General features: G+C 70.4%; 24 protein-coding genes and 1 riboswitch. Of the genes, 21 read left to right on the forward strand and 3 right to left on the reverse strand.

Features of this window, described 5'->3' with window-relative positions; genetic code table 11:
- Positions 1-3: 3 nt before the first annotated feature.
- The 16 genes from ACIREE_RS34260 to ACIREE_RS34335 all read left to right on the forward strand — a co-directional run bounded on the left by ACIREE_RS34260 (position 4) and on the right by ACIREE_RS34335 (position 16,923).
- The gene (locus ACIREE_RS34260; RefSeq protein ID WP_404161368.1) at positions 4-849 is read left to right on the forward strand and encodes a glycosyltransferase family 2 protein; all 846 of its coding nucleotides are present in this window, start codon (positions 4-6) and stop codon (positions 847-849) included.
- 95 nt (positions 850-944) lie between these two features.
- Complete coding sequence (locus tag ACIREE_RS34265) at positions 945-1,880, forward strand: ABC transporter permease (RefSeq protein ID WP_404161140.1); 936 nt, start codon at positions 945-947, stop codon at positions 1,878-1,880.
- Entirely contained in the window at positions 1,873-2,670 is a 798-nt protein-coding gene (locus ACIREE_RS34270; RefSeq protein ID WP_404161143.1) for an ABC transporter ATP-binding protein, read from the forward strand. The genes ACIREE_RS34265 and ACIREE_RS34270 overlap by 8 nt, the downstream gene beginning before the upstream one ends.
- A gap of 429 nt (positions 2,671-3,099) precedes the next feature.
- On the forward strand, positions 3,100-4,011 hold the full coding sequence (gene hpnC, locus ACIREE_RS34275; protein ID WP_404161146.1) for a squalene synthase HpnC: 912 nt from the start codon (positions 3,100-3,102) through the stop codon (positions 4,009-4,011).
- Complete coding sequence (hpnD, locus tag ACIREE_RS34280; protein WP_404161149.1) at positions 4,008-4,958, forward strand: presqualene diphosphate synthase HpnD; 951 nt, start codon at positions 4,008-4,010, stop codon at positions 4,956-4,958. The genes hpnC and hpnD overlap by 4 nt, the downstream gene beginning before the upstream one ends.
- Positions 4,958-5,128, forward strand: a complete 171-nt coding sequence (locus tag ACIREE_RS34285; RefSeq protein ID WP_404161152.1) for a DUF6380 family protein — start codon at positions 4,958-4,960, stop codon at positions 5,126-5,128. The genes hpnD and ACIREE_RS34285 overlap by 1 nt, the downstream gene beginning before the upstream one ends.
- Positions 5,125-6,558 carry a hydroxysqualene dehydroxylase HpnE gene (gene hpnE, locus ACIREE_RS34290; protein WP_404161154.1) on the forward strand — a complete coding sequence of 478 codons (1,434 nt, stop codon included), beginning with the start codon at positions 5,125-5,127 and terminating at the stop codon, positions 6,556-6,558. The genes ACIREE_RS34285 and hpnE overlap by 4 nt, the downstream gene beginning before the upstream one ends.
- Before the next feature lie 14 nt (positions 6,559-6,572).
- The gene (locus tag ACIREE_RS34295; RefSeq protein ID WP_404161157.1) at positions 6,573-7,679 is read left to right on the forward strand and encodes a polyprenyl synthetase family protein; all 1,107 of its coding nucleotides are present in this window, start codon (positions 6,573-6,575) and stop codon (positions 7,677-7,679) included.
- Between the two features lie 103 nt (positions 7,680-7,782).
- The gene (shc, locus tag ACIREE_RS34300) at positions 7,783-9,792 is read left to right on the forward strand and encodes a squalene--hopene cyclase (protein WP_404161160.1); all 2,010 of its coding nucleotides are present in this window, start codon (positions 7,783-7,785) and stop codon (positions 9,790-9,792) included.
- On the forward strand, positions 9,792-10,457 hold the full coding sequence (locus ACIREE_RS34305; RefSeq protein ID WP_404161163.1) for a 1-hydroxy-2-methyl-2-butenyl 4-diphosphate reductase: 666 nt from the start codon (positions 9,792-9,794) through the stop codon (positions 10,455-10,457). Before shc ends, ACIREE_RS34305 begins: the two co-directional genes overlap by 1 nt.
- Before the next feature lie 5 nt (positions 10,458-10,462).
- Positions 10,463-11,485, forward strand: coding sequence for an adenosyl-hopene transferase HpnH (hpnH, locus tag ACIREE_RS34310; protein ID WP_404161166.1), 1,023 nt, complete (start codon positions 10,463-10,465; stop codon positions 11,483-11,485).
- Between the two features lie 7 nt (positions 11,486-11,492).
- A complete protein-coding gene (gene ispG / locus ACIREE_RS34315; RefSeq protein WP_404161169.1) occupies positions 11,493-12,659 on the forward strand; it encodes a flavodoxin-dependent (E)-4-hydroxy-3-methylbut-2-enyl-diphosphate synthase in 1,167 nt (388 codons plus the stop codon).
- A 61-nt stretch (positions 12,660-12,720) separates the two neighbouring features.
- Complete coding sequence (dxs, locus tag ACIREE_RS34320; protein WP_404161171.1) at positions 12,721-14,652, forward strand: 1-deoxy-D-xylulose-5-phosphate synthase; 1,932 nt, start codon at positions 12,721-12,723, stop codon at positions 14,650-14,652.
- Complete coding sequence (locus ACIREE_RS34325) at positions 14,649-16,034, forward strand: aspartate aminotransferase family protein (RefSeq protein ID WP_404161173.1); 1,386 nt, start codon at positions 14,649-14,651, stop codon at positions 16,032-16,034. Before dxs ends, ACIREE_RS34325 begins: the two co-directional genes overlap by 4 nt.
- A gap of 84 nt (positions 16,035-16,118) precedes the next feature.
- Positions 16,119-16,754, forward strand: coding sequence for a helix-turn-helix domain-containing protein (locus tag ACIREE_RS34330; RefSeq protein ID WP_404161175.1), 636 nt, complete (start codon positions 16,119-16,121; stop codon positions 16,752-16,754).
- Positions 16,747-16,923: a DUF6126 family protein gene (locus tag ACIREE_RS34335; protein WP_404161178.1), complete on the forward strand. Its 177-nt coding sequence runs from the start codon at positions 16,747-16,749 to the stop codon at positions 16,921-16,923. Before ACIREE_RS34330 ends, ACIREE_RS34335 begins: the two co-directional genes overlap by 8 nt.
- 12 nt (positions 16,924-16,935) lie before the next feature.
- On the opposite strand, the gene ACIREE_RS34340 is transcribed toward ACIREE_RS34335, so the two are convergent.
- Entirely contained in the window at positions 16,936-17,733 is a 798-nt protein-coding gene (locus ACIREE_RS34340; RefSeq protein ID WP_404161181.1) for a tyrosine-protein phosphatase, read from the reverse strand.
- Between the two features lie 385 nt (positions 17,734-18,118).
- Positions 18,119-18,284: riboswitch (cyclic di-AMP (ydaO/yuaA leader) on the forward strand.
- Positions 18,285-18,289: 5 nt separating this feature from the next.
- Between ACIREE_RS34340 and ACIREE_RS34345 the strand changes: the two genes are divergently transcribed.
- The 3 genes from ACIREE_RS34345 (at position 18,290) to ACIREE_RS34355 (ending at position 20,895) form a co-directional block, all read left to right on the forward strand.
- Positions 18,290-19,036: a peptidoglycan DD-metalloendopeptidase family protein gene (locus ACIREE_RS34345; RefSeq protein WP_404161183.1), complete on the forward strand. Its 747-nt coding sequence runs from the start codon at positions 18,290-18,292 to the stop codon at positions 19,034-19,036.
- A gap of 116 nt (positions 19,037-19,152) precedes the next feature.
- Entirely contained in the window at positions 19,153-19,977 is an 825-nt protein-coding gene (locus ACIREE_RS34350) for an SGNH/GDSL hydrolase family protein (RefSeq protein WP_404161186.1), read from the forward strand.
- A gap of 159 nt (positions 19,978-20,136) precedes the next feature.
- Positions 20,137-20,895, forward strand: a complete 759-nt coding sequence (locus ACIREE_RS34355) for an SIMPL domain-containing protein (RefSeq protein ID WP_404161189.1) — start codon at positions 20,137-20,139, stop codon at positions 20,893-20,895.
- Positions 20,896-20,898: 3 nt separating this feature from the next.
- Here ACIREE_RS34355 and ACIREE_RS34360 read toward each other — a convergent pair whose 3' ends face one another.
- Positions 20,899-21,552 carry a TetR/AcrR family transcriptional regulator gene (locus ACIREE_RS34360; RefSeq protein WP_404161192.1) on the reverse strand — a complete coding sequence of 218 codons (654 nt, stop codon included), beginning with the start codon at positions 21,550-21,552 and terminating at the stop codon, positions 20,899-20,901.
- A 54-nt stretch (positions 21,553-21,606) separates the two neighbouring features.
- Positions 21,607-22,830: a Glu/Leu/Phe/Val dehydrogenase dimerization domain-containing protein gene (locus ACIREE_RS34365; protein ID WP_404161195.1), complete on the reverse strand. Its 1,224-nt coding sequence runs from the start codon at positions 22,828-22,830 to the stop codon at positions 21,607-21,609.
- 170 nt (positions 22,831-23,000) lie between these two features.
- Here ACIREE_RS34365 and ACIREE_RS34370 point away from each other — a divergent pair, with 170 nt between their 5' ends.
- The gene (locus ACIREE_RS34370) at positions 23,001-24,218 is read left to right on the forward strand and encodes an MBL fold metallo-hydrolase (RefSeq protein ID WP_404161198.1); all 1,218 of its coding nucleotides are present in this window, start codon (positions 23,001-23,003) and stop codon (positions 24,216-24,218) included.
- Positions 24,219-24,463: 245 nt separating this feature from the next.
- Complete coding sequence (locus ACIREE_RS34375) at positions 24,464-24,895, forward strand: SAV_915 family protein (protein WP_404161201.1); 432 nt, start codon at positions 24,464-24,466, stop codon at positions 24,893-24,895.
- Positions 24,896-24,910 lie beyond the last annotated feature (15 nt).

The following is a 24,910-nucleotide window of genomic DNA, read 5'->3' on the forward strand; positions in this document are numbered from 1 at the left end:
ACCATGGGCAACCGCCCGGCCGAGCTGCGCGCCCTCCTCGACTCGGTCGCCAAGCAGGACGGCGACCCGGTCGAGGTGGTCGTGGTCGGCAACGGCTCGCCCGTCCCGGACGTCCCCGAAGGCGTACGGACCGTGGAACTGCCGGAGAACCTCGGCATCCCCGGCGGCCGCAACGTCGGCATCGAGGCCTTCGGGCCCTCGGGCTCCGACGTCGACATCCTGCTCTTCCTCGACGACGACGGCCTGCTGCCGCTGACCGACACGGCCGAGCTGTGCCGCGAGGCCTTCGCCGCCGACCCGAAGCTCGGCATCATCAGCTTCCGCATCGCGGACCCGGACACCGGCGAGACCCAGCGCCGGCACGTGCCGCGGCTGCGCGCCGCCGATCCGATGCGCTCCTCGCGCGTGACGACGTTCCTGGGCGGCGCCAACGCCGTGCGCACCCGGGTCGTCGCCGAGGTCGGCGGACTGCCCGACGAGTTCTTCTACGCCCACGAGGAGACCGACCTCGCCTGGCGTGCCCTGGACGCGGGCTGGATGATCGACTACCGCGCCGACATGGTCCTGAACCACCCGACCACGGCCCCCTCCCGGCACGCGGTCTACCACCGCATGGTGGCCCGCAACCGGGTCTGGCTCGCCCGCCGCAACCTGCCCGCGCCCCTGGTTCCCGTATACCTCGGCGTGTGGCTTCTCCTCACCCTGGCCCGCCGCCCATCGGGACCGGCCCTGAAGGCCTGGCTCGGCGGTTTCAAGGAGGGCTGGACGACTTCCTGCGGCCCCAGGCGTCCCATGAAGTGGCGTACGGTGTGGCGCCTGACCCGACTGGGCCGACCTCCTGTCATCTGACAAGCTCGAAGTCTGAGAGCATTCGGCCGAACCCCGTTCCGCGGCTCTCGCCTCTGCCCGATCAGGCTGCGCTTTTGAAGACGAAAGTTCCCCTTGTGAGTGAGACAACGCATGACGGACCGGTCGCGGTGACCGCGGCCCCGTCGCCCGACGACGGGCTCTCCGCGGCCGAGCTCGCCGCCAAGTACGGCTTGTCCGTCAGCGGAGCCCGTCCCGGTCTGTTCGAGTACGTACGACAGCTGTGGAGCCGGCGTCACTTCATCATCGCCTTCTCCCAGGCGAAGCTGACCGCCCAGTACAGCCAGGCCAAGCTCGGCCAGGTCTGGCAGGTGGCGACGCCGTTGTTGAACGCCGCGGTCTACTTCTTCATCTTCGGGCTGCTGCTCGGCGCAAGGAAGGGCATCCCGCACGACATCTACGTGCCGTTCCTGGTGACGGGCGTCTTCGTCTTCACATTCACCCAGAGCTCGGTGATGGCGGGGGTCCGGGCGATCTCCGGGAACCTGGGCCTGGTCCGCGCGCTCCACTTCCCGCGGGCCTCGCTGCCGATCTCCTTCGCGCTCCAGCAGCTCCAGCAGCTGCTCTTCTCGATGATCGTGCTCGTCGTGGTCATGGTGGGCTTCGGGATCTTCCCGGCCCTGTCCTGGCTGCTCGTGCTGCCCGCGCTGGCCCTCCAGTTCGTCTTCAACACGGGGCTCGCGCTGATCTTCGCCAGGGCAGGCAGCAAGACGCCCGACCTGGCGCAGCTGATGCCCTTCGTCATGCGCACCTGGATGTACGCCTCGGGCGTCATGTTCAGCATCCCCGCGATGCTCGCGGACAAGAACGCGCCCGGCTGGCTCGCCGACGTCCTCCAGTGGAACCCGGCCTCCATCTACATGGACCTGATCCGGTTCGCCCTGATCGACGACTACGGTCACTCGTACCTGCCGCCGCACGTGTGGGCGTTCGCGGCCGGATGGGCGGTCCTGATCGGGGCCGTCGGCTTCATCTACTTCTGGAAGTCAGAGGAGCGGTACGGCCGTGGCTGATCTCGACAAAACGCTCGACAAGACCACCGATGCCCGCATCCCCACGGTCATCGCCGACGACCTGCACATCGTGTACCGCGTCAACGGCACGCGGACCGGCAAGGGCAGTGCCACCTCCGCGCTGAGCCGCATGATCAAGCGCGGCGAGGAGCGTGGTGTGCGCAAGGTGCACGCCGTGCGCGGCGTCTCCTTCACCTCCTACCGCGGCGAGGCCGTCGGCCTGATCGGTTCGAACGGGTCGGGCAAGTCGACGCTGCTGCGCGCCATCGCGGGCCTGCTGCCCGCGGAGCAGGGCAAGGTCTACACCGACGGCCAGCCCTCGCTGCTCGGCGTGAACGCGGCCCTGATGAACGATCTGACGGGCGAGCGCAACGTCATCCTCGGTGGCCTTGCGATGGGCATGTCCCGCGAGGAGATCAAGGAGCGGTACCAGAGCATCGTCGATTTCTCGGGGATCAACGAGAAGGGCGACTTCATCACCCTGCCGATGCGCACCTACTCGTCCGGCATGGCGGCCCGACTGCGCTTCTCCATCGCGGCCGCCAAGGACCACGACGTGCTGATGATCGACGAGGCGCTGGCCACCGGCGACCGCTCCTTCCAGAAGCGCTCCGAGGCCCGGATCCGTGAGCTGCGCAAGGAGGCCGGCACGGTCTTCCTCGTCAGCCACAACAACAAGTCCATTCGCGACACCTGCGACCGCGTTCTCTGGCTGGAGCGCGGGGAGCTGCGTATGGACGGTCCGACGGGCGAGGTACTGAAGGAGTACGAGAAGTTCACGGGCAAGTAACCGCCCTGCTTCCCGTCGCGTCATAGAAGGCCCCACCGAACTCCGGTCGGTGGGGCCTCTGATATGCCTGTATCCACCAACTACCTGGCCGCGGTCATTGCGATCAAGGTCAAGGGTGGGTCAACTTCCTTGACCGCAAGGAATCTTGGCGTCGATCGGTGCGTTGTTGTGATGCGCGGAACGCCCCGCCGTGGCGGCCATCGTTGTACAACGTAAGCTGTACCGGTGCTTATTCGCGGCAAGTAGGGCGATAATGCGCGATGTCCCGGTCCGATGGGGGAGGGCCGACTGTGCGGACGGCCGGGCGGCGTGTCCGAAATAGGATGTATTAGGTCCGCAGTGTAGAACGGGAGATGTGACGGCAATGGCTACGGAAACTCTCCAGGTCCACGAGGCTTTCGCCGTCGTTCCGGAAGCGGACCGCACCCGGTGAGCGCATCGTTCCGTGTGCGCCCGGAGGCCACGAGGTCCCCGGAGAGCGCCACCCTCGACAAAGCCGCCGACGAGAACTTCCCGGTCGCCCCCTTCTTCCTCCCGCGCGCCTGGCGCGACGACCTGATGGCCGTGTACGGATTCGCGCGCCTGGTCGACGACATCGGCGACGGCGACCTCGCCCCGGGCGGTGCCGACGCCCGTTTCCTCGGCGTCCCACCCGAACGGGCCGACGACAGGCTCGCGATGCTGGACGCCTTCGAGGCGGACCTGCACCGGGTCTTCGACGCGACGCCCCGACACCCGCTGCTGCGTGCCCTGCAGCCCACCGTCCGGCGCCGCTCGCTCACCCCCGAGCCGTTCGCCGGCCTCATCGAGGCCAACCGCCAGGACCAACTCGTCACGCGCTACGAGACCTACGACGACCTGCTCGCCTACTGCGAGCTGTCCGCCAACCCGGTCGGCCGCCTCGTCCTCGCCATCACCGGCACCGCGACACCCGAGCGCGTTCGCCGCTCGGACGCGGTCTGTACCGGACTGCAGATCGTCGAGCATCTGCAGGATGTCGCCGAGGATCTGGGGCGCGACCGCATCTACCTTCCCGCCCAGGACATGAAACAGTTCCACGTCCAGGAATCGGATCTCGCTGCACCGACCGCAGGCGCATCGGTGCGCGCTCTGGTCGCGTTCGAAACGGAACGCGCCCTCCGGCTCCTGAATGAAGGCACCCCCCTCGTGGGTAGCGTCCACGGCAGATTGAAGCTGCTGCTGGCCGGGTTCGTGGCTGGGGGGAAGGCGGCGGTCCACGCGATCACCGCCGTTACGTACGACGTCCTTCCTGGACCACCCAAACCCACCAAGCTCCAGCTGCTGCGCGAGGTGGGAGCGACTCTGCGAGGAGAGGGGTGAGCAAAACCGTGGAGTCTGACCAGCAACTGTCGGCACCGGTGCTCGCCGCATACAGCTACTGCGAGACCGTCACCGGCCAACAGGCGCGGAACTTCGCCTACGGCATCCGACTGCTGCCCACCGCGAAGCGGCGGGCCATGTCGGCGGTGTACGCGTTCTCGCGCCGTGTCGACGACATCGGCGACGGCACACTGGCGCCGGACGTGAAGGCGCAGCGGCTCGACGAGACCCGGGCGCTGCTCGGCCGGGTCCGTGACGGCAAGGTCGACGAGGACGACACCGACCCGGTGGCCGTCGCGCTCGCGCACGCCGCCGACCGGTTCCCGATCCCGCTCGGCGGGCTCGACGAGTTGATCGACGGCGTCGTGATGGACCTGAACGGCGAGACCTACGAGAGCTGGGACGACCTGGCGGTGTACTGCCGGTGTGTCGCCGGCGCCATCGGCCGGGTCTCCCTCGGCGTGTTCGGGACCGAACCGGGGGCGCGCGGCGCGGAGCGGGCGTCCGAGTACGCCGACACGCTCGGGCTCGCGCTCCAACTCACCAACATCCTCCGTGACGTTCGCGAGGACGCCGCCGACGGGCGTACCTATCTGCCGGCCGACGACCTGGCCAAGTTCGGCTGCTCGGCCGGATTCAACAGCTCCGTGCCGCCGTCCGGCTCCGACTTCGCCGGGCTCGTGCACTTCGAAGTGCGTCGGGCCCGCGCCCTGTTCGCCGAGGGATACCGGCTCCTGCCCCTGCTCGACCGGCGCTCCGGTGCCTGCGTCGCCGCCATGGCCGGGATCTACCGGCGCCTGCTCGACCGCATCGAGCGCGAACCGGAGGCCGTGCTGCGCGGCCGCGTCTCGCTGCCGGGGCACGAGAAGGCGTACGTCGCCGTGCGCGGCCTCTCCGGGCTCGACGCGCGCACCGTCTCCCGATCCGCGCTCAGGAGGCGCGCCTGATGGGCATCCCGGTGCTCCGTGCCGGCTCCGCCGCGAAGTGGCGCGCAACCCTCCAGGGCAACGCGGCGTCCCTGCATGCAACGGCCTGCCGAACGTTCGTCGTACCCGTCGAACCCCGCCGCACGCTGGTCGTACGCACCACAGGCAGCACCGAGGGAGAGGGCGCATGAGCACCGGCGACACGGCACCGCAAGAGCGCGAGGCGGACTCCGGCGCGTCCCGACACAGGCCCGCCGCGGTGGTGGTCGGCGGCGGGATCGCAGGGGTGACAGCGGCGCTCTCGCTCGCCGACGGCGGCATGGACGTGACGCTCCTCGAAGGGCGGCCCCGCCTCGGCGGTCTGGCGTTCTCCTTCCAGCGCGGGGATCTCACCGTCGACAACGGCCAGCATGTGTACCTGCGCTGCTGCACCGCCTACCGCTGGTTCCTGGACCGTATCGACGCCACGGCGCTCGCGCCCGTGCAGGAACGTCTCGACGTGCCCGTACTCGACGCGAGCAGGAACCGGCTCGGCCGTCTGCGGCGCACCGCGCTGCCCGTACCCCTGCATCTGGCCAGGAGCCTGGCCACCTACCCGCACCTGTCACTGGCCGAACGCGCCAACGTCGGACGCGCCGCACTCGCCCTCAAGGGCCTCGATCCCACCGATCCGGCGCTCGACGAGCGGGACTTCGGCTCCTGGCTGGCGGAACACGGTCAGTCGCAGCGGGCCATCGAGGCGCTGTGGGACCTGGTCGGCGTCGCGACCCTGAACGCCGTCGCGGGCGAGGCCTCGCTGGGGCTCGCCGCCATGGTGTTCAAGACCGGGCTGCTCTCCGATCCGGGTGCCGCCGACATCGGCTGGGCCCGCGTACCCCTCGGTGAACTCCACGACACTCTCGCCCGCAAGGCGCTCGACTCCGCGGGCGTACGCACTGAACTCCGTACACGCGTCACCTCCATCTCCCGTATGGAGAACGGTCGTTGGGGCGTCGAGGTTCCCGAAGGACCGGACACTTCCGGCCAGATCCTCGACGCCGACACCGTCGTGCTGGCCGTGCCGCAGCGCGAGGCGCACGGACTGCTGCCCAAAGGCGCGCTCGACGACGCGGACCGGCTGCTCGACATCGGCACCGCGCCGATCCTCAACCTGCACGTCGTCTACGACCGCAAGGTCCTCAAGCAGCCCTTCTTCACGGCGCTCGGCTCCCCGGTCCAGTGGGTGTTCGACCGGACGGACGCCTCCGGGCTGACCGAGGGACAGTACCTGGCCGTGTCGCAGTCGGCCGCGCAGGACGAGATCGACGAGCCCGTCGCCGTGCTGCGCGAGCGCTACCTCCCCGAGCTGGAGCGGCTGCTGCCCGCCGCGCGCGGTGCCACGGTGCACGACTTCTTCGTCACCCGGGAGCGGACGGCGACCTTCGCCCCGACGCCCGGCGTCGGAGCCCTGCGGCCCACGGCCCGCACCAATGCCTCCGGCCTCTACCTGGCCGGCGCGTGGACCGCCACCGGGTGGCCCGCGACCATGGAAAGCGCGGTCCGCAGCGGTACCAGCGCCGCGGACGCGGCGCTCGCCGCACTCGGCCGCCCGCGCGGCCATCTGTTCCGGGAGGCGGCGTGAGCATCGACGTTCCCATGACTGCAACGCCGACATCGGTTAATCAAGGAGAGACTGTGCCACCTGTGCCCTCGGCCGGACCGGCTGCCGACGCGGTGGACGTGACCGCGCTTTTGGAGCGCGGCCGCACCCTGGCCACTCCGGTGCTCAAGAAGGCCGTGGGCCGCCTCGCGCCGCCCATGGACACCGTCGCCGCCTACCACTTCGGCTGGATCGACGCGGAAGGCAACCCCTCCGACGGCGACGGCGGCAAGGCGGTGCGCCCCGCGCTCGCCGTGCTCTCCGCCCAGGCCGCGGGCGCCGCCCCCGAGGTCGGCGTGCCCGGCGCCGTCGCGGTCGAGCTCGTGCACAACTTCTCGCTGCTGCACGACGACCTGATGGACGGCGACGAGCAGCGCCGGCACCGCGACACCGTGTGGAAGGTGCACGGCCCCGCCCAGGCCATCCTGGTCGGCGACGCCCTGTTCGCCCTCGCCAACGAGGTGCTCCTGGAGATCGCCTCGGTCGACGCGGGCCGCGCCACGCGCCGCCTCACCACCGCCACCCGCGCCCTGATCGACGGTCAGGCGCAGGACATCTCCTACGAGCACCGCGAGCGCGTAAGCGTCGAGGAGTGCCTGGAGATGGAGGGCAACAAGACCGGCGCCCTGCTCGCCTGCGCCTCCTCCATCGGCGCGGTCCTCGGCGGTGCCGACGACGTCACCGCCGACGCCCTGGAGAGGTACGGCTACCACCTGGGCCTCGCCTTCCAGGCCGTCGACGACCTGCTCGGCATCTGGGGCGACCCGGAGTCCACCGGCAAGCAGACCTGGAGCGACCTGCGTCAGCGCAAGAAGTCGCTGCCCGTCGTCGCCGCGCTCGCCGCGGGCGGCCCGGCCTCCGAGCGCCTGGGCGAACTCCTCGCCGCGGACGCCAAGAACAATGATTTCGACACCTTCTCCGAGGCGGAGTTCGCCGCCCGAGCCGACCTCATCGAGAAGGCCGGCGGGCGCGAGTGGACCACCGAGGAGGCCCGGCGCCAGCACACCGTCGCCCTCGAAGCCCTGGACTCCGTCCAGATGCCGGACCAGGTGCGCGCCCAGTTCGTGGCGCTCGCCGACTTCGTCGTCGTACGAAAGAGATGATCATTATCGGCCGCATATGACTCGCAGTCGCCGGCCGGTGTCCCTCCAGGGCATCGGCCGACGGTTACCCAGCAGAGAAGAGCCACTGCACGAAGGGATAGCCATGACAGCGACGACCGACGGAAGCACCGGAGCCGTAACTCCCGAGGCGACCTCGGCCACCACTGCCCCACTGACCGTTACGACCCCCGAGGCGGCCGGGACACCCAGCGCCGCCAACCGAGCCATACAACGTGCCACGGACTTCCTGCTCGCCCGGCAGGACGCCCAGGGCTGGTGGAAGGGCGACCTCGACACCAACGTGACGATGGACGCCGAGGATCTGCTGTTGCGCCAGTTCCTGGGCATCCGCGACCAGGCCACCACCGACGCCGCCGCCCTCTTCATCCGTGGAGAGCAGCGCGAGGACGGCACCTGGGCCACCTTCTTCGGCGGACCCGGCGAACTCTCCACCACCATCGAGGCGTACGTCGCTCTGCGGCTCGCCGGGGACGCCCCCGACGATCCGCACATGGCCAGGGCCGCCGCCTGGGTCCGCGAGCGCGGCGGCATCGCCGCGAGCCGCGTCTTCACCCGGATCTGGCTCGCCCTGTTCGGCTGGTGGAAGTGGGACGACCTCCCCGAACTCCCGCCGGAGCTCATCTACTTCCCGAAATGGATGCCGCTCAACATCTACGACTTCGGATGCTGGGCGCGGCAGACCATCGTGCCGCTCACCATCGTGTCCGCGAAGCGCCCGGTGCGGCCCGCACCGTTCCCGCTGGACGAGCTGCACACCGACGCCCGCGACCCCAACCCGGCCAAACCCCTTGCGCCGGTGGCGAGTTGGGACGGCGCCTTCCAGCGGCTCGACAAGATCATGCACGGCTATCAGAAGGTCGCCCTCAAGCGGCTGCGCAAATCCGCCGTCAACGCCGCGGCCCGCTGGATCATCGAGCGGCAGGAGAACGACGGCTGCTGGGGCGGCATCCAGCCCCCTGCCGTCTACTCCGTGATCGCCCTGCACCTGGTCGGGTACGACCTCGAACACCCCGTACTGAAGGCGGGGTTGGCGTCCCTCGACCGGTTCGCCGTGTGGCGGGAGGACGGGGCCCGGATGATCGAGGCCTGCCAGTCCCCGGTGTGGGACACCTGCCTGGCGACCATCGCGCTCGCCGACGCCGGACTGCCCGCCGACCATCCGAGCCTCGTCAAAGCCGTGACGTGGATGATGGACGAGCAGATCGACCGGCCCGGCGACTGGTCCGTGCTCAAGCCCCGACTGGAGCCCGGTGGCTGGGCGTTCGAGTTCCACAACGACAACTACCCCGACATCGACGACACCGCCGAGGTCGTGCTCGCGCTGCGCCGGGTGGACCACCCGGACAAGGCGCGGGTCGAGAAGTCGATCGAGCGCGGAGTGCGCTGGAACCTGGGGATGCAGTCGAAGAACGGGGCCTGGGGCGCTTTCGACGTCGACAACACCAGCCCGTTCCCCAACCGGTTGCCGTTCTGCGACTTCGGCGAGGTCATCGACCCGCCGTCCGCCGACGTCACCGGGCACGTCGTCGAGATGCTCGCCATCGAGGGCATGTCGCACGAGCCGCGCACCCGGCGCGGCATCGAGTGGCTGCTCGCCGAACAGGAGGAGAACGGCGCCTGGTTCGGCCGCTGGGGCGTCAACTACATCTACGGCACAGGGTCGGTGGTGCCCGCGCTGACCGCGGCGGGGCTGCCCGTCTCGCACCCCGCGATCCAGCGGGCCGTCAACTGGCTCGGCTCCGTCCAGAACGAGGACGGTGGCTGGGGCGAGGACCTGCGCTCGTACCGCTACGAGGACTGGAAGGGCCACGGCGTCTCCACCGCCTCGCAGACCGCCTGGGCGCTGATGGCGCTGCTCGCGGCCGGTGAGCGGGACTCCAAGGCCGTCGAGCGCGGGATCGAGTTCCTCGCCGAGACCCAGACCGAGGACGGCACCTGGGACGAGCCGTACTTCACCGGCACCGGCTTCCCCTGGGACTTCTCGATCAACTACCACCTGTACCGGCAGGTCTTCCCACTGACCGCGCTCGGCCGGTATGTCCACGGCGAGCCGTTCGCCGACCGGACCGCTACCGCGGCCAAGGGGGGCTGATGGCCCGGAACCGGGCGGCTCCGCCGCCGGGGAGCACGCCGTTGCTCGTCGCGTGTGCGCTGGGTATCGAACACCTCGCCCTGCGTACCGGCAGCCGCGCCGGATCGAGCGCGCCGGTGACCGTGCTGCGTACGGGCATGGGGCCGAGGGCCGCCGAGCGGACGCTGACACGTGCGCTCGAAGACCCCGCGTTCGGCGACGCCGCCGTGGTCGCCACCGGCTTCTGCGCGGGCCTCGCGCCCGGGATGCACCCCGGGGACCTGGTCGTGGCCGAGGAGACCCGTGACGCACATGGCCGTACGCCGTGCGCGGGCACGGAGCTCCTGGTCAAGGAGCTGGTCAAGGCGGTGCCCGGTCGCACCGTGCACACCGGGCCGCTCACCGGTTCCGACCACGTCGTACGAGGTCACGAGCGTGGCGCTCTGCTCGCCACGGGCGCGATCGCGGTCGACATGGAGTCCGCGGCCACCCTGCGCACCGCCGTGGCGGCCGCCTCCGCGGACGGCCGTCCGGTTGCGGCCGTCCGGGTGGTCGTCGACGCTCCAGAACATGAACTCGTCCGGATCGGCACGGTGCGCGGTGGACTATCGGCGTTCCGTGTCCTCCGTGCCGTCCTTCCCGCTTTTTTCGAATGGCACCGTTCTTTGCTGCTCCCTCGGAGGTGAGCCAGATGGCCATGCCGCTCCGCCAGTCCATCAAGGTTGCGACGTATCTCGCTGAACAGAAGATCCGCAAGCGGGACAAGTTCCCGCTCATTGTCGAATTGGAGCCGCTTTTCGCCTGCAATCTTGCGTGCGAGGGGTGCGGGAAGATCCAGCACCCGGCCGGTGTGCTCAAGCAGCGCATGCCCGTCGCACAGGCCGTCGGCGCCGTCCTCGAGTCCGGTGCCCCGATGGTGTCCATCGCCGGCGGCGAGCCGCTGATGCACCCTCAGGTCGACGAGATCGTGCGCCAGTTGGTCGCGAAGAAGAAGTACGTCTTCCTCTGCACGAACGCGATGCTGATGCGCAAGAAGATGGACAAGTTCACGCCGTCGCCGTACTTCGCGTTCACGGTGCACATCGACGGCATGCGTGAGCGCCACGACGAATCCGTCGCCAAGGAGGGCGTGTTCGACGAGGCGGTCGAGGCGATCAAGGAGGCCAAGCGGCGCGGCTTCCGGGTCACCACGAACTCGACCTTCTTCAACACGGACACCCCGCAGAACATCATCGAGGTGCTCAACTACCTCAACGACGACCTCGCGGTCGACGAGATGATGATCTCGCCCGCCTACGCCTACGAGAAGGCTCCCGACCAGGAGCACTTCCTCGGCGTCACGCAGACCCGTGAGCTGTTCAAGAAGGCCTTCTCGGGCGGCAACCGGCGACGCTGGCGGCTCAACCACTCGCCGCTGTTCCTCGACTTCCTCGAGGGCAAGGTCGACTTCCCGTGCACCGCGTGGGCCATCCCGAACTACTCGCTCTTCGGCTGGCAGAAGCCCTGCTACCTGATGAGCGACGGGTACGTGCCGACGTACCGCGAGCTCATCGAGAAGACCGACTGGGACGCGTACGGCCGTGGCAAGGACCCGCGCTGCGCCAACTGCATGGCGCACTGCGGCTACGAGCCGACCGCCGTCCTCGCCACCATGGGCTCGCTCAAGGAGTCCCTGCGCGCGATGACGGAGACCGTCGCCGGGAACCGTGGGTGACGATGCCATGAGTTCCGGAGAGCCAGTCTCACTGGGCCTCCCCGAGGTACCGGTCCGACCCCTCGCTGAACGGCGCGTCAGCCGTCAGATCCAGGTCGGGCCGGTGGCCGTGGGAGGCGGCGCACCCGTGTCCGTGCAGTCGATGACGACGACGCGGACCTCCGACATCGGGGCCACGCTGCAGCAGATCGCCGAACTGACCGCCTCCGGCTGCCAGATCGTGCGCGTCGCGTGCCCCACCCAGGACGACGCGGACGCCCTCGCGACCATCGCGCGGAAGTCGCAGATCCCCGTCATCGCGGACATCCACTTCCAGCCGAAGTACGTGTTCGCAGCGATCGACGCCGGATGCGCGGCGGTTCGCGTGAACCCGGGCAACATCAAGAAGTTCGACGACCAGGTGAAGCAGATCGCGCGGGCCGCCTCCGACACGGGCACCCCGATCCGGATCGGGGTCAACGCAGGCTCGCTCGACCGGCGCCTGCTGCAGAAGTACGGCAAGGCGACGCCGGAGGCACTCGTCGAGTCGGCGCTGTGGGAGGCGTCGCTCTTCGAGGAGCACGGGTTCCGCGACATCAAGATCTCCGTCAAGCACAACGATCCCGTGGTGATGGTGAACGCGTACCGGCAGCTCGCCGCCGCGTCCGACTATCCGCTGCACCTCGGGGTGACGGAGGCGGGGCCCGCCTTCCAGGGCACCATCAAGTCCGCTGTCGCTTTCGGGGCGTTGCTCTCCGAAGGCATCGGAGACACCATCCGCGTCTCGCTCTCCGCGCCTCCGGTCGAGGAGATCAAGGTCGGCATCCAGATCCTGGAGTCGCTGGGCCTGCGGCAGCGGCGCCTGGAGATCGTCTCCTGCCCTTCGTGCGGGCGCGCCCAGGTCGACGTGTACAAGCTCGCCGACGAGGTGAGCGCCGGTCTCGACGGTATGGAGGTCCCGCTGCGGGTGGCCGTCATGGGCTGCGTCGTGAACGGTCCTGGTGAGGCGCGCGAGGCCGACCTCGGTGTCGCCTCCGGCAACGGCAAGGGCCAGATCTTCGTCAGGGGCGAGGTCATCAAGACCGTGCCCGAGTCGAAGATCGTGGAGACGCTGATCGACGAGGCGATGAAGATCGCCGAGCAACTGGAGAAGGACGGCGTCGCGTCGGGTGCGCCCGACGTCACCGTGAGCTGAGTGGCGAGTCTGAGTTCTGAGTTCTTGAGTTCTTGAGTTCGAACGGGAAGGGGGCTCGAACGTGACCATTCTGGAAACCATCCGGGGGCCGCGTGACCTGAAGGCGCTGAGCGAGGAGGAGCTCGGCGAACTGGGCGTGGAGATACGGGAGTTCCTGATCCACGCCGTCGCCAGGACCGGCGGTCACCTCGGGCCCAACCTGGGCGTGGTGGAACTCACCATGGCGCTGCACCGGGTCTTCGAGTCGCCCGTCGACCGGATCGTCTGGGACACCGGCCATCAGAGCTATGTGCACAAGCTCCTGACGGGACGTCAGGATTTCTCGAAGCTGCGCTCGAAGGGCGGGCTCTCCGGTTATCCGTCACGCGAGGAGTCCGAGCACGACATCGTGGAGAACAGCCATGCCTCCACCGCCCTCGGCTGGGCCGACGGGCTCGCCAAGGCGCGCCAGGTGCAGGGGGAGCGCGGGCACGTGGTCGCCGTCATCGGTGACGGCGCGCTCACCGGCGGGATGGCCTGGGAGGCGCTGAACAACATCGCGGCCGCCAAGGACCGGCCGCTGATCATCGTCGTCAACGACAACGAGCGCTCGTACGCGCCGACCATCGGCGGCCTCGCCAACCATCTGGCCACCCTGCGCACCACGGACAGCTACGAGAAGGTGCTGGCCTGGGGCAAGGACGTACTGCTGCGCACACCCGTGGTCGGGCATACGGTGTACGAGTCGCTGCACGGTGCCAAGAAGGGATTCAAGGACGCCTTCGCCCCGCAGGGCATGTTCGAGGACCTCGGCCTGAAATACGTAGGGCCGATCGACGGCCACGACGTGGGCGCGGTGGAATCCGCGCTGCGCCGGGCAAAACGCTTCCACGGCCCGGTACTTGTGCACTGCCTGACCGAGAAGGGGCGCGGCTACGAGCCCGCGCTCGCGGACGAGGCCGACCGCTTCCACACGGTCGGCGTGATGGACCCGCTGACGTGCGAGCCGCTCGCCCCGTCCAACGGACCCTCCTGGACCTCGGTGTTCGGGGACGAGATCGCGGCGATCGGACGGGAGCGCGAGGACGTCGTCGCGATCACCGCGGCCATGCTGGATCCGGTGGGGCTGACGAAGTTCGCGCGGGAGTTCCCGGGCCGGGTCTGGGACGTCGGGATCGCCGAGCAGCACGCCGCCGTATCCGCCGCGGGGCTCGCGACGGGCGGTCTGCACCCGGTCGTCGCCGTCTACGCGACCTTCCTCAACCGGGCCTTCGACCAGCTCCTGATGGACGTCGCGCTCCATCGCTGCGGGGTGACCTTCGTGCTCGACCGGGCCGGCGTGACCGGCGTCGACGGGGCCTCGCACAACGGCATGTGGGACATGTCCGTGCTCCAGGTCGTGCCGGGCCTGCGGATCGCCGCGCCGCGCGACGCCGACCAACTCCGCGCGCAGCTGCGGGAGGCCGTCGCCGTGGACGACGCGCCGACCATGCTGCGATTCCCCAAGGAGTCCGTGGGCGCGCCGATCCCGGCGGTCGACCGGATCGGCGGCATCGACGTACTGCACCGGGCGGACGCGCCCCGCGTGCTGCTCGTCTCCGTCGGCGTCATGGCGCCCGTGTGTCTGCAGACCGCCGAACTGCTCGAGGCGCGCGGCGTCAACTGCACTGTGGTGGACCCGCGTTGGGTGAAACCGGTCGATCCGGACCTCGTGCCCCTGGCGGCGGAGCACGAGCTCGTCGCCGTCGTCGAGGACAACAGCCGGGCCGCGGGCGTCGGTGCGGCCGTCGCGCTGGAGCTCGGCGAGGCCGAAGTCGACGTGCCCGTACGGCGGTTCGGGATCCCCGAGCAGTTCCTGGGGCACGCCAAGCGGGCCGAGGTCCTCGCCGACATAGGCCTCACGCCGGTCGAGATCGCGGGACGCATCAGTACGAGCCTGAACCTTAAAGCCAGTAAGAAAGCCAAGAAGCAGAGCGGCGAATCCGTGAAGGCCGGCAAGGAGAACAACGTATGACCAAGGAGTTCGACCTCGGTACGCTGCTGGCCGAGCGCGGCGCCGAACGGTACGAGCTGCACGCCAAGTACCTCAACCACCAGCTGCCGAAGATGCTCCACACCATCGGTTTCGACAAGGTGTACGAGCGGGCCGAGGGTGCGCACTTCTGGGACGCGGACGGCAACGACTACCTGGACATGCTCGCCGGCTTCGGCGTCATGGGCCTGGGCCGCCACCACCCCGTCGTACGCAAGGCGCTGCACGACGTACTGGACGCCTCGCTCGCCGACCTGACCCGGTTCGACTGCCAGCCCCTGCCGGGTCTGCTCGCCGAGAAGCTGCTGACGCACAGCCCGCACCTGGACCGGGTGTTCTTCGGCAGCAGCGGGACGGAGGCGGTGGAGACCGCGCTGAAGTTCGCCCGCTACGCGACCGGCAGACCCCGCGTCCTGTTCTGCTCGCACGCCTTCCACGGCCTGACCACCGGCTCGTTGTCGGTCAACGGCGAGGACGGTTTCCGCGACGGCTTCGCGCCGCTGCTGCCCGACACGGCCGTACCGCTCGGTGATCTCGACGCGCTGGCACGGGAGTTGAAGAAGGGCGACGTCGCGGCGCTCATCGTCGAGCCGATCCAGGGCAAGGGCGTGCACGAGGCGCCGCCCGGCTATCTGCGGGCCGCGCAGGACCTCCTGCACCAGCACAAGGCGCTGCTCATCGCGGACGAGGTGCAGACCGGCCTCGGCCGCACCGGCGACTTCTACGCGTACCAGCACGAGGACGGCGTCGAGCCGGACCTCGTCTGCGTGGCCAAGGCGCTGTCCGGCGGGTACGTGCCGGTCGGGGCGACGCTCGGCAAGGACTGGATCTTCAAGAAGGTCTACTCGTCCATGGACCGGGTCCTCGTCCACTCGGCGAGCTTCGGGGCCAACGCGCAGGCCATGGCCGCGGGGCTCGCCGTTCTGTCCGTCATGGAGGACGAGGAGACCGTCGCGAACGCCCGCGCCATGGGCGAGCTGCTGACGGCACGCCTCACCGCGCTCATCGACCGCTACGAGTTGCTGAGCGACATCCGCGGGCGCGGCCTGATGATCGGCATCGAGTTCGGCAGGCCCAAGTCCCTGAAGCTGCGCAGCCGTTGGGCCATGCTGCAGGCCGCGCGCAAAGGCCTGTTCGCACAGATGGTGGTCGTGCCGCTGCTGCAGAAGCACCGGATCCTCACGCAGGTCTCCGGCGACCACCTCGAAGTCATCAAGCTGATCCCGCCGCTCGTGGTGGACGAGGCCGACGTCGAGCGGTTCGTGGAGGCGTTCACCGCCGTGATGGACGACGCGCACAGCGGGGGCGGCCTGATGTGGGACTTCGGCAGGACGCTGATCAAACAGGCGGTCGCCAACCGCTGACCGCCCTCCCGGACCACATCGTCCGGTTTTGCCTCCGGGGCAAAAAATTTGCCCCACGGGTAGGGCTCTGGCTCAATCGACACCATGAGCCCTGCCCTCCCGGAGGAGGCACCGGAACCCCCGGAGCTGCCCGCCGTCGCGCCCCAGCTGCGTGCCCTGCGCCGCCGCGCCGCCCTCACTCTCGAGGTCGCCGCCCGCTCCGCGGGCCTGTCACCGGCGCATCTGTCGCGTCTGGAGACCGGGCAGCGGCAACCGTCGCTGCCGATGCTGCTCGCCCTCGCCCGTATCTACGGTACGACGGTCTCCGAACTGCTCGGCGAGACCCCCACCGACCGCGACGCCGTGGTCAGGGCCGGTGCCATGGAGGCGACCGAGGCCGGCGGCTGGACGTACTTCCAGGCAGGCTCGCCCGGCCGCGGTATGCAGGCCCTGCGGGTCCATGTGCCGTACGGAACGCAGGGCGACATCGTGCGCGTGCACCCCGGCGAGGAGTGGCTCTACGCCCTCGAAGGACGGCTGCGGCTGCGCCTCGGCGACACGTCCTACCGGCTCGACCCCGGGGACAGCGCGCACTTCGACTCGCTCACCCCGCACCGGATCGCCGCCGAGGACCGCGGCGGCGCCGAACTCCTCTTCGTACACACCCTGCTGCAGAGCCCGACCGCCGCGCTGTGCCTCGGCCCGGCGGCCGGTCCGACCCGGAAGGCCCGACATGGCTGACATGAGTGACGCGACCGAGCACGGCGCCGGGGAGCGGCAGCCCGCCCGGCGGGACATCGAGGACAAGCTGCCGCGCGGCATCTGGGTGCGGGTCCTCGTGTACGTCTTCGCGGGACACGCCTTCGCCGCCTTCGTCTACCTGCTGTTCACGCTGGGCGGGGGCAAGTAGCCGAGGGCGGGGTCAGACGAGGAGGCGCTCGCGCAGCCGGTCGCGGTCGGCCGCGGTGAGCCCCAGGCCTTCTTCGAAGTAGCGGTCCGTGTCGCCCCAGGTCTGCTCGATGGTCTCGAAGGCCGCGTGCAGGTAGGCGGCGCGGGCGTCGAAGAGCGGGCTGAGCAGCTCCATGACCTCGGGGGAGTAGGCGTCGCTTGCCGCGCTGCTGCGGCGCACCTTGTAGCGGCGGTGCTTCGCGTTCGACTCCAGGTAGTCCGCCTCGATGGCGTCGCGCTCCACGCCGACGGCGAGCAGCGTCACCGCGATCGACAGGCCCGCGCGGTCCTTGCCGGCCGCGCAGTGCATCAGTGCGGGCACGCTGTCCTCGGCGAGCGCGTGCAGCACGCGACTGTGCTCGGCGGTGCGCTGCGAGACGATCGAGCGGTACGACGTGATCATGCGGTTGGCCGCGCGGCCCTCGGAGAGCAGGGTGCGCAGCTGCTCTATGTCACCGTCGCGGACCATCTGCCAGAACTCGGCGCCGTCCGCGGGGTCGGTCAGCGGCAGGTTCAGATTGCGCACCCCGGGCAGCGCGACGTCGGCGCCCTCGAGGCGCTGGTCCGCGGCGTTGCGGAAGTCGAAGACGGTGTGCAGGCCGAGCCCGGCGAGGAACGCGGCGTCCTCGGCGGTGGCATGGGCCAGATGGCCGCTGCGGTAGAGCACGCCGGGGCGCACGCGCCGGCCGTCCACGGCCGGAAGACCGCCCACGTCGCGGAAGTTGCGCACTCCGGACAGCTCGGGCTCGGTGGACGGGGCGTGCTGTGTCACGGGGGCTCCTCCCGGTCAGGGCTCCGGCGTCACTCGCCGGCGGGCGCGCTCCTGACGATACGACACGCATTCCCGGGCGAACCCTCTGTCCGTTTTGACACTACTCATTACAAACTGTCGGCAAATAAAGGTGCATTGCCTACCTGTGCGTGAGCAGGCTCATAGCCGTAACGGTCCGTGGTGGCCGCCCGAAATTCTTGTCCTGGGAATTCCTGAAGGTAAGGCGCTGGTAAAGCACGGACATCGACGCAGGGTGACACAGGAAACGCCCAGACGATCAAGAAAGCGGCCTCGTGGGCGAATTCGCCGCTTGTCACCGCCTTTCCCGTCGTCTTACGGTCACCACTCACTCCGGACGGAACGCCTAGTCCTGCCGCCGCCCGGATTCCGAACAACGACCCGTGACGGCAGGAACGGGGGACCCACAGGCAGTACGCCGCCGAGGGAATTCCCCATGCGGCTAGGGGTGAAGTCGTATCCGGGCACCGGATACGGCCGGGCAGCTCCAGTCCGAACCCGACAGCTCACCTCGTAGGCGACGGAGAGGAAACGCGTCATGCCCGCCAAGGGAAAGCACCGCCGCCCCAAGTCCCAGCGCGTCACCCGCGCCGCCGCCGTCGCCTCGGCCGGTGGCGCCGCGCTCGCCCTGCCGCTCATCGGTGCCACCGGCGCCCACGCGGCGACCGACTCCGCCGCCACCGACGCGAAGACGTACACCGTCAAGGCCGGTGACACGCTCTCGAAGATCGCCGAGGCGCAGCACGTCGACGGCGGCTGGAAGAAGCTCTACGACGGCAACAAGGACGTCGTCGGCGCCGACGCCGGCGTCATCAAGCCGGGCATGAAGCTCGCCCTGGACGGCGCGGCCGCTACGACCACGGCGTCCACCGCGTCCACGGCGGACTACGTGAAGCCCGTCGACGGCTCCATCGGCACGCCGTACCACTCCAACGGTTCCATGTGGTCGAGCGGCTACCACACCGGCACCGACTTCGTCGTGCCCACCGGCACGGCCATCAAGGCGGTCGGCGCCGGCACCGTCGTCTCCGCGGGCATGGACGGCGCCTACGGCAACGAGGTCGTCATCCAGCACGCCGACGGGCGCTACTCCCAGTACGCCCACATGTCCTCGCTCGGCGTCTCCGCCGGGCAGACCGTGACCGCGGGCCAGCAGATCGGCCTCTCCGGCGCCACCGGCAACGTGACGGGACCGCACCTGCACTTCGAGATCCGTACGTCCCCGAGCTACGGCTCGGACGTCGACCCGCTGGCGTACCTGCGCGAGCACGGCGTCTCGATCTGACCCGCGCACGATCCGATCGGCTCCCTGGGTTATTCCCCGGGAGCCGAGTGCGTTTTCTCACCGCTCGTCAACCCCTGGTTACGGTCGCGTAGGCCACACCCGAGGGTGAAAGATGTGTGGTCGTGGCAAACGAATCGAGATCACTCAGAGGCGGCACGATTCGGTCCTACGCGGCGGTGGGGGACAGCTTCACCGAAGGCGTCGGGGACCCCGGGCCCGACGGGAGCTTCGTGGGGTGGGCCGACCGGCTCGCCGTCCTCCTGGACGACCGCGTGGCCGAGGACACTTTCCAGTACGCGAACCTCGCCGTACGCGGCAAGCTCATCGACCAGATCGTCGAGGACCAGGTCCCGCGGGCCGTCGAGCTCGCCCCCGACCTGGTGACGCTGGTCGCCGGCGGCAACGACATCATCCGGCCCGGCACCGACCCGGACGACGTGGCCGAGCGCTTCGAGAGGGCCGTGGCACGCCTTGCCGAAGCCGCCGGCACCGTCATGGTCGCCACCGGTTTCGACACCCGTGACGTGGCCGTCCTCAAACACATGCGCGGCAAGATCGCCACGTACAACATGCACATACGCGCGATCGCCGACCGCTACGACTGCCCGGTGCTCGACCTGTGGTCCCTCAAGTCCATCCAGGACCGCCGGGCCTGGGACGGGGACCGGCTCCACCTGTCCGCCGAGGGGCACACCCGGGTCGCCCTGCGCGCGGGACAGGCGCTCGGCGTCGATGTGCCCGCCGACCCGGAACAGGTCTGGCCGATGCTTCCGTCGCGCGGCACGTTCGAGGTGCGGCGCGACGACATCCACTGGGCGCGCGAGTTCCTGGTGCCGTGGATCGGGCGGCGGCTGCGCGGGGAGTCCTCCGGGGACCGTGTGGTGGCGAAGGGATTCGTGGATCCGCACACCATCAAGATGCATCTGGAGTCCGCGTCCTGATCTCCTCCCGGGGGTGGCTCCCGGGGTGGGTCCTGGGGGTGGTGAGAGGTCCGTCGAGGTGACCGGGCGGAGTGGCGTGAACGGGTCGGACGGGTGCGGGTGCTGGGATGTCGGCTGCCCGCCGCGTCGGCGGGCCCGACCGGGAAGGACCCCGATCCCATGTCTCCACGCACCCGCCACCGCGCCGCCCTCGCCGGGGCGCTGCTCGCCCTGGCGCTGTCGGCGGTGCCTGCCGTCGCCGCGCCGCAGCAGACGCCGTCCGCTGTCGCCGCCCGCGCGCCGAAGCCCGCGACCCTGACCGTGACCGGCGAGGGCCGGGCCGCCACGGCGCCGGACATGGCGACCGTGACGGCGGGCGTCGAGGCCACCGGGCGCACCACGAAGGAAGCCCTGGCCGCCCAGAGCCGCGCCGCGGACGCGCTGCCGGCCGCGGCGCGCGCGGCGGGCGTCGCCGACCGGGACATCAGCACGGAGCATCTCGCGGTCTCGCCCGTGTACGAGACCGATCGCGAGGCGGGCGGGGCCGCGCGGGTCGTCGGATACCGGGCCGCGCAGTCGTTCTCCGTCAAGGTCCGCGACGTACGGCGGACCGGCGAGCTCATCCAGCGGATCGCGGACGCGACCGGCGACGCCGTCCGGATCGACGCGGTCGTCTTCGACGTCGCCGACCCGAGCCGGCTGCGGGCCGCCGCGCGGGCGGCCGCGCACACCGACGCGCACGAAAAGGCCGTCCAGTACGCCAAGTTGAGCGGTCACCGGCTCGGCAGGCTCGTCTCGCTCGAGGAGGGCGCGAGCGGCCGCCCCCGGCCGGTGGAGGTCCCCCCGGCAGCCTTCGAGCAGTCGGCGGCGAAGGTGCCGGTGGCACCCGGCGAGATCGAGGACGCGGTGAGCGTGACAGCGGTGTACGAGCTGAACTGAGTCCTACGGCCGGCCGTCAGTAGGGCCCTGGTCCTGGATCGTCGTGCGGCGCGTCAACTCCGCGCGCTGCAAGCCCAGTTCGCGGGCGAGTGCCTCGTCCACCCACTCCTGTGCGCGGGCCCGGGACACCGTCCCGTCGTACGCCGTCATCTGCACGGCGAGCCCGTCGAGCAGGGCCGTCAGGCGCAGCGCCGTCCCCGTCGGGTCGGGGCAGGTGAACTCGCCCGCCGCGACCCCTTCCGCGACGACCTCGGTGAGCGCGGCCTTCCAGCGCCTGTCGAGGTCGCGGGTGACCTCGCGCAGCGCCGGTTCGCGCAGGGCCGCCGCCCAGCCCTCGATCCACAGCCGCCACCCCTTGGCCTGGCCCGTCGGCGCGTACCAACGCACCGCCGCCCGCAGCCGTTTGAGCGCCGTGGTGCGGCGTGCAAGGAGTTTGCGCAGCCGGGCGAGGTCGTTTTCCGCCGCGTACGTGAAGGCGGCCGAGACGAGCTTCTCCTTCGTCGAGAAGTGGTACAGCACCAGCGCGTTGCTCACCCCGAGCACCGACGCCACGTCGGCGATGCGCACGGCCGCGACCCCACGCGCCTCGATCTGCTCGATGGCGGCCCGCAACAACTCCTCGCGCCGCTCGGTCACGTTCAACCGGACTCTAGCCACGCGGCCACCCTAGTTGTTCCCCCGCGCACCGGACCGACGGTGCGACCGCCGCCGTCACCTGTACCAGCCGAAGCGCTCCGCGATGACGGGCAGCCGGTCGGCGACGATGGCGTGCGCGGCGGCCCGTGGGGTCGTCCCGTCCGCCTCCGCGCGGGTCAGCATCTGGTCGATCAGGGCGCGCATGGAACGCCGCGTGTACGCGAACGCCTCGTCCGCGTCCGCGCCGATGTCACCGAAGAGGGTCCACCACCACCAGGCGTTCGTCCCGGAGTTGACGACGACGTCCGGCAGCACGGTGATGCCGCGCCGGGCGAGCAGCTCCTCGGCGTCGGCGAGCACCGGCATGTTGGCGGCCTCGACGATCCAGCGGGCGGTGATCCGGTCCTGGTCGGCCGCGTCGATCGCGTACGACACCGCCGCCGGTACGAGCACCTCGGCGTCGGCCGACAGCCAGGCGCCGCCCGGCAGTTCGCGGTCCGCGGGGCGCAGCGCCGAGCGGTGCACCGTGCCGTACGCGTCGCGCGCGGCGAGCAGTGCCTCCACGTCGAGTCCCTCGGGGTTCGCCACCGTGCCCTCGAGGTCGGCGACCGCGACCACCTTCAGCCCTGCCCGGGAGAGGAAGCGTGCCGTGGCGCCGCCCATGGTGCCCAGTCCTTGCAGCGCGACGCGGGTGCCCTCGTGGGAGAGTCCGGCGCGGTCGAGCGCCACGAGCACCGATTCGGCGACGCCGCAGCCGCCCACGAGCGCGTCCAGGCCGATCCCGTCGACGTCGAGGGCGAACGCGTCGGCGAGCCGTGCGCGGGCGGCCCGCTCGTCGTCGAGCAGCGGATACACGGCCTGGATCGTAGAGACGAGGCCTGCTTCGGCAGCCGCCTCGTCGACCAGGTCCTGGCTCAGGCCCAGGTCCTCGCCCGTCGTCCAGAACGACTCGATGCAGGGCCGCATGGCCCGCAGATAGCGCACCAGTACGCCGTACGCCTCGGGGGAGCGCGGGTCGCAGTCGATACCGCCCTTGGCCCCGCCGAGCGGGATGTACCGCCCCTGCGGGTTGTAGTGCAGGGCCTCTTTCATCGTCATGCCGCGCGCGAGGCCCGCGACCTCGTCGAGGGTGCAGCCCCGGCGCATCCGCAGGCCGCCGCTGGAGACGCCGCGCACCAGGCGGTCCACCACCAAGTAGCCGGTGCGGCCCGTGACATGGTCGGTCCAGGTCGTCCGGATCAGCGGCGTCGCAGGGGGACCGGCGGGCGGGGGGGCGGTCGCGGGAGTGGGGGTGGTCATGGGATCTCCGTCATCTCCGCCACGTAGATGTACTGAACAGTCGGTCAGTAGTCGACAGTATCCGAAGGGGCCCGGAGGCCTGTCGACGGCGGGCGTTACTGAATGATGGATCAGTTCGGGCGAGGTGGAGCAGGGGGCGGCCGGGCGCGCTGTCGTAGGCGCGGCACATAATGGGAGACCCTGATCGATCAACGGGAGGCGCTGTGCCACGTTCCCTGAGTCCCAGGCTGCGGTCGCTGCAGCCTGCCGCGTTCGGCGCCGAGGCCACCGGCGCACGCTTGGAGCGAATCCGCGAGTCGCCGAACTTCGCCGACGGGCAGTTCCAGAACCCGGAGGGGGCGCGCACCCGGCCCGAAGGCTCCGTGCTCGACTTCGCGAAGGTCTACTTCCGTAAGGAGGAGCGGGCCCGGCGCGCTCCGACAGGCACGGTGCCGGTGCACGCCACAACCCTCGCCGACCTGGCGAAACCGGCCGCGAGCGGGCTGCGCATCACCTGGATGGGGCACTCCAGCGTGCTCGCGGAGATCGACGGGGTGCGGGTGCTCTTCGATCCGGTGTGGGGCGAGCGCTGCTCCCCGTTCGCGTTCGCGGGACCCAAGCGGCTGCACCCCGCGCCGCTGCCCCTCGCGGCGCTCGGCCCGGTGGACGTGGTCGTCATCTCGCACGACCACTACGACCACCTGGACATGCCCACGATCAAGGCGCTCGCCGGGACGGACACCGTCTTCGCGGTGCCGCTCGGCGTCGGCGCGCACCTGGAGCACTGGGGCGTCCCGGCCGACCGGCTGCGCGAGCTGGACTGGCACGAGGCGACCGAGGTTGGCGGGGTGACGCTCACGGCCACGCCCGCCCGGCACTTCTGCGGCCGTGGCCTGCGCAATCCGCAGCACACCCTGTGGGCGTCCTGGGTCGTCGCCGGGCCGCAGCACCGGATCTACCACAGCGGCGACACCGGCTACTTCCAGGGTTTCCGGGAGATCGGCGCGGAGCACGGACCGTTCGACGTGACCATGATCCAGGTCGGTGCCTACGCCGACTTCTGGCCCGACATCCACATGACCCCCGAGGAAGGCCTGCGCGCCCACCTCGATCTGCAGGGTGCGCGGCCGCACGGCGTGCTGATGCCGATCCACTGGGGCACGTTCAATCTGGCGCCCCACGCGTGGGCCGAGCCCGGTGAATGGTCCATGGACGCGGCCCGGGACGCGGGCCAGGCGCTCGCCACACCGCGTCCGGGCGAGCCGTTCGAACCGGCCGGGGCGATCCCGACCGACGCGTGGTGGCGCGGAGTGACCGGCCCCGTCGCCCGCTCCTGGCACCGCGTCACGCCGACCCTGTCCGAGGGCGGCCCGGCCCCGACGGAGCTCGACCTGGCGGGCGATCGCTGACCGCACCCGCGCTCAAAGACCGCTCTTATGCGATCGCTGACCGCACCCGCGCTCAAAGACCGCTCTTAAGGGGCCCGCCACCGTCAGCATTCCGTCAGTGGCGGGTCTCTTGCCGTCAGCGTCGCGTCATGAGGCGTCGAAACCCCCTCCACCCTGGGCATAGCGTCGACAGCACGCCCCGGTCTTCCCTTCGGAGAAGGCCGGGGCGTCCCTGCCCGCTTCGAGGATTCTCCAGGGGGAGTCCCATGAACGATCTGCTGTGCGCCGAAGATCCGGAGCCTTCCGAACGTGTCCCGGCCGGGCCGCTCTACGTTCCCGTCCGGCCGGGGCCCGCGGGGTGTGCCACCCGCCTGTTCCGTACCCCGCTCGGCGAACGTACCGCCGTCGGATTCACCAGCCGCGAACGCCTGATCGTGACGCTCGGCGAGGACCAGAGGTGGATCAGGCTCGCCGAACCCGCGCTGCGCGCCATCGCCGGGCCCCTCGGCGTCACCGCCGTCACCGTCGATCCGACGTTCTCCGCCCCGGCGACCGCCGCCCCGCTCGCCCGTGACGGCGCCAGGAACGGCGGGGACCGGTGGCAGCGGCAGGTGACCGGCGTGGCGCGAGTGTCCGGCGTGGCGCGAGTGACTGGTGCCGCCGCCGTCGCGGACGCCCTCGCCCTGTGGATCCACTGAACAAGGGAGTACGTA

This window comes from Streptomyces sp. NPDC102467 (genome assembly GCF_044765445.1).
In the GTDB taxonomy this organism is placed as follows: domain Bacteria; phylum Actinomycetota; class Actinomycetes; order Streptomycetales; family Streptomycetaceae; genus Streptomyces.

Excerpts from the sequence above, each read along its gene's own strand:
- ACIREE_RS34260 (WP_404161368.1), top strand. The coding sequence starts at position 4 with ATGGGCAACCGCCCGGCCGAGCTGCGCGCCCTCCTCGACTCGGTCGCC.
- ACIREE_RS34285 (WP_404161152.1), top strand. The coding sequence starts at position 4,958 with ATGGGCATCCCGGTGCTCCGTGCCGGCTCCGCCGCGAAGTGGCGCGCA.
- hpnE (WP_404161154.1), top strand. The coding sequence starts at position 5,125 with ATGAGCACCGGCGACACGGCACCGCAAGAGCGCGAGGCGGACTCCGGC.
- ACIREE_RS34295 (WP_404161157.1), top strand. The coding sequence starts at position 6,573 with ATGACTGCAACGCCGACATCGGTTAATCAAGGAGAGACTGTGCCACCT.
- shc (WP_404161160.1), top strand. The coding sequence starts at position 7,783 with ATGACAGCGACGACCGACGGAAGCACCGGAGCCGTAACTCCCGAGGCG.
- ACIREE_RS34305 (WP_404161163.1), top strand. The coding sequence starts at position 9,792 with ATGGCCCGGAACCGGGCGGCTCCGCCGCCGGGGAGCACGCCGTTGCTC.
- hpnH (WP_404161166.1), top strand. The coding sequence starts at position 10,463 with ATGGCCATGCCGCTCCGCCAGTCCATCAAGGTTGCGACGTATCTCGCT.
- ispG (WP_404161169.1), top strand. The coding sequence starts at position 11,493 with ATGAGTTCCGGAGAGCCAGTCTCACTGGGCCTCCCCGAGGTACCGGTC.
- ACIREE_RS34325 (WP_404161173.1), top strand. The coding sequence starts at position 14,649 with ATGACCAAGGAGTTCGACCTCGGTACGCTGCTGGCCGAGCGCGGCGCC.
- ACIREE_RS34330 (WP_404161175.1), top strand. The coding sequence starts at position 16,119 with ATGAGCCCTGCCCTCCCGGAGGAGGCACCGGAACCCCCGGAGCTGCCC.
- ACIREE_RS34335 (WP_404161178.1), top strand. The coding sequence starts at position 16,747 with ATGGCTGACATGAGTGACGCGACCGAGCACGGCGCCGGGGAGCGGCAG.
- ACIREE_RS34345 (WP_404161183.1), top strand. The coding sequence starts at position 18,290 with ATGCCCGCCAAGGGAAAGCACCGCCGCCCCAAGTCCCAGCGCGTCACC.
- ACIREE_RS34355 (WP_404161189.1), top strand. The coding sequence starts at position 20,137 with ATGTCTCCACGCACCCGCCACCGCGCCGCCCTCGCCGGGGCGCTGCTC.
- ACIREE_RS34365 (WP_404161195.1), bottom strand. The coding sequence starts at position 22,830 with ATGACCACCCCCACTCCCGCGACCGCCCCCCCGCCCGCCGGTCCCCCT.
- ACIREE_RS34370 (WP_404161198.1), top strand. The coding sequence starts at position 23,001 with ATGGGAGACCCTGATCGATCAACGGGAGGCGCTGTGCCACGTTCCCTG.
- ACIREE_RS34375 (WP_404161201.1), top strand. The coding sequence starts at position 24,464 with ATGAACGATCTGCTGTGCGCCGAAGATCCGGAGCCTTCCGAACGTGTC.